Raw genomic sequence first — 2619 nt, 5'->3', positions numbered from 1 at the left:
CCGGTCACTCCGCGGCGCGCCGGGCGTAGGCCGGGGCGTGCTCCGGCCGCGGGCCGAGGGCGATCAGCCGGGTGACGCCCATCTGGACGGCCGGGATCCGGCGGACGAGGTCGGCGAACCTGGCCGGCGGGCCGTTGCGCCGGCCGGTGATCACCGGGGTGAACATCACTCCGTGCAGGATCCGCTGGAACTCCTGCATGACCACCGTCGGCCACCAGCGCCGCCGTTGCACCCGGGCGAGCGCGGCGGGGGTGGGGCGGCCGCGCCGCAGCGGCTCGGCGAGCAGGGTGGCGGCCGCGACGGCGTCCTGGATGGCGAGGTTGATGCCGACCCCGCCGGCCGGGGACATCGCGTGGGCGGCATCGCCGATCAGCAGCAGCCCGTCGGTGTACCAGCGGCCCAGCCGGTTGAGCCGGACGTCGAGCACGTGGACGTCGTCCATGCTCGCCAACTGGTCGACCCGGTCGGCGTACCGGGGCAGCAGCCGGGCGATCCGCTCCCGGAACCGCTCGACGCCCTCGGCGCGCAGCCGCCGGTCGGCGCCCTTGGGCTGGAAGTAGGCGATCTGGAAGTAGTCGCCGCGGGTGATGCTGAGGGCCAGCTCGCCGTCCCCGAAGGCCGCTTCGAGGCTGGGCGGGGTGGTCTGCTCGGCGGTGCTCCTGGGCAGGCGGAGCCACCAGACGTCGAAGGGCACCGGGTACTCCGTGGGCACCAGCCCGGCCTCCCGGCGCAGGGTGGAGTTCCGCCCGTCCGCGGCGACGGTGAGGTCGGCGCGGATCTCGCCCTCCTCGCCGTCCCTGGTGCGGTAGCGGACGCCCACCACCCGGCCGCCCTGCCGGAGCAGGCCGGTGGCCTCGGTGTTCATCCGCACGCGGAAGGTGGGTTCCCGCCGGGCCTCCTCGACGAGGAAGTTGAGCAGGTCCCACTGCGGCATCATCGCGATGTAGTCGTACGGCGCGGGCAGCTTGTCGTAGGCGCTCAGTGTGACCTGGCCGCCGCCCGGCGCCGGAATCACCAGGTTGCCGAGCCGGCTCTGCGGCAGTGCGGCGAACTTCCGGCCGAGGCCGAGTTCGTCCATCAGCCGCACGGTGGAGGCGTGGACGGTGTCGCCGCGGAAGTCCCGTAGGAAGTCCCCGTGCTTCTCCAGCACGGTCACCTCGACACCCGCGCGGGCCAGCAGCAGGCCCAGCATCATTCCGGCAGGTCCGCCCCCGGAGATCACGACGCTCATGGCTCTCCCCTTCCAGTGTCCGGTCGATCGCCGTCCGTGTGGAACTTGCATATAGAGAATCTCTGGAACCGTCTCAGGTGTCAAGTAGTACGATGTCTCACATGAAGGATCTTGTGGCGGCCGCCGTCGCGGCGGCGAAGGAACGGGGCCAGGACGTCGCGGACGTCCCGCTGACGGCGATCGCCGCGACGGCCGGCATCTCCCGCAGCACCCTGCTGCGCCGGCTCGGCGGCTCGCGGGCACCGCTGGACGAGGCGGTCCGGCGGTCGGGGGTCGACCCGGGCGGGCGGCCGCCCGTCCGGGAGCGCGCGATCGCGGCGGCGGCCGAACTGGTCGACGAGCGCGGCCTCGGGGGAGTGACCCTGGACGCCGTCGCGGACCGCGCCGAGTGCTCACTACCCAGCCTGCACGCCGTCTTCGAAGGGCGGGACGGCCTGCTCACCGCCGTCTTCCTGGAGCACGGGCCGCTGCCGGACCTGGAGGCGCTGGTCGCGAACCCGCCGGAGCGGCTGGAGGACACCGTCCGGGCGCTCCACCACTCCTTCGTCGCCGCCCTCGACCACCGGCCCCGGATCATCCCGGCGGTCTTCGGCGACCTGTTCTCCCGCCCCGACGGCCCCGCCGCCCGCCTGGTCGCGGGCTACGCGCCGAGGCTGTACGACGGCCTCGGCCGGCTGCTGTCGCCGCACATGGAGGCCGGGCGGCTGCGGCCGCTGCCGCTCCCGGTGCTGGTCCAGCTGCTGTTCGGCCCGCTGCTCAACCACATGCTGCTGAGACCGGTGCTGGAATCGGCCTTCGGCGCCGGGCTGCCCTCGTCGGAGGAGTCCATCGACCTGTTCGTCGAGGCCTACCTGCGCGCGGTCGCCCTGCCCCCAGAGGGCGACCCCGGCTCGGGGGTCTAGGCCGGTCTGGGGCATGTCCGACGATCGGCGTCGCACGCCCGGCGGGCCGCCGTCGTGCGGGTTCCGCCTTCGGCGGCGCCCCGGACCTGCGCCCGGCCCGTTTCCGGGCCTACGATCGGAACCGCCCCTTCCGAGTGCGTGGCGAGGCGGAAGGCAGGTCGCCGATGGCCAGGAGCTCCGAGCAGTGGCCGCCGTACGTGCGGGCCGCGCCGTGGTTGCTGATCGTCGGCGGGCTGGTGTGGAACTCACTGGACCCCTCCGACTACTGGGGCGATCCGCTGCTCGCGGCCGCCGCCGTGCTGGCGGGCACGCTGCTGACGCTGGGGGACGTCGTGGCCGTCGCGGTGGCGAACGTGGCCGGCGTCCTGGTGCTGTCGGTGCGGGACGCGTCGTTCGGGACGCAGGACGGCTTCCTGGAGCTGGTGAACACCGCCTTCGTGGGGCTGCTCGGCATCGCGGTGAACCGGGTGGTGGCGTGGCACGGGC

The 2619-nt window shown here is 73.9% G+C and carries 2 protein-coding genes and 1 pseudogene; 2 read left to right on the top strand and 1 reads right to left on the bottom strand.

Going from position 1 to position 2619, the window contains the following annotated elements; genetic code table 11:
* Positions 1-4: 4 nt before the first annotated feature.
* Entirely contained in the window at positions 5-1231 is a 1227-nt protein-coding gene (locus J0670_RS35430) for an FAD-dependent oxidoreductase (protein ID WP_207816687.1), read from the bottom strand.
* A gap of 101 nt (positions 1232-1332) precedes the next feature.
* Here J0670_RS35430 and J0670_RS35425 point away from each other — a divergent pair, with 101 nt between their 5' ends.
* Positions 1333-2133 carry a TetR/AcrR family transcriptional regulator gene (locus J0670_RS35425; RefSeq protein ID WP_207816686.1) on the top strand — a complete coding sequence of 267 codons (801 nt, stop codon included), beginning with the start codon at positions 1333-1335 and terminating at the stop codon, positions 2131-2133.
* A 164-nt stretch (positions 2134-2297) separates the two neighbouring features.
* Positions 2298-2619: pseudogene (locus J0670_RS35420) on the top strand (serine/threonine-protein phosphatase); the annotation flags it as partial.

Origin of the sequence: Streptomyces sp. FH025 (assembly GCF_017427025.1) — a bacterium.
Lineage (GTDB): Bacteria > Actinomycetota > Actinomycetes > Streptomycetales > Streptomycetaceae > Kitasatospora.
Note: the sequence above shows the minus strand (reverse complement) of the source record. Positions and strands in the feature narration are given on the sequence as shown.

Bases quoted from the DNA above. Each gene is read 5' to 3' on its own strand.
- J0670_RS35430 (WP_207816687.1), bottom strand. From the start codon at position 1,231: ATGAGCGTCGTGATCTCCGGGGGCGGACCTGCCGGAATGATGCTGGGC.
- J0670_RS35425 (WP_207816686.1), top strand. From the start codon at position 1,333: ATGAAGGATCTTGTGGCGGCCGCCGTCGCGGCGGCGAAGGAACGGGGC.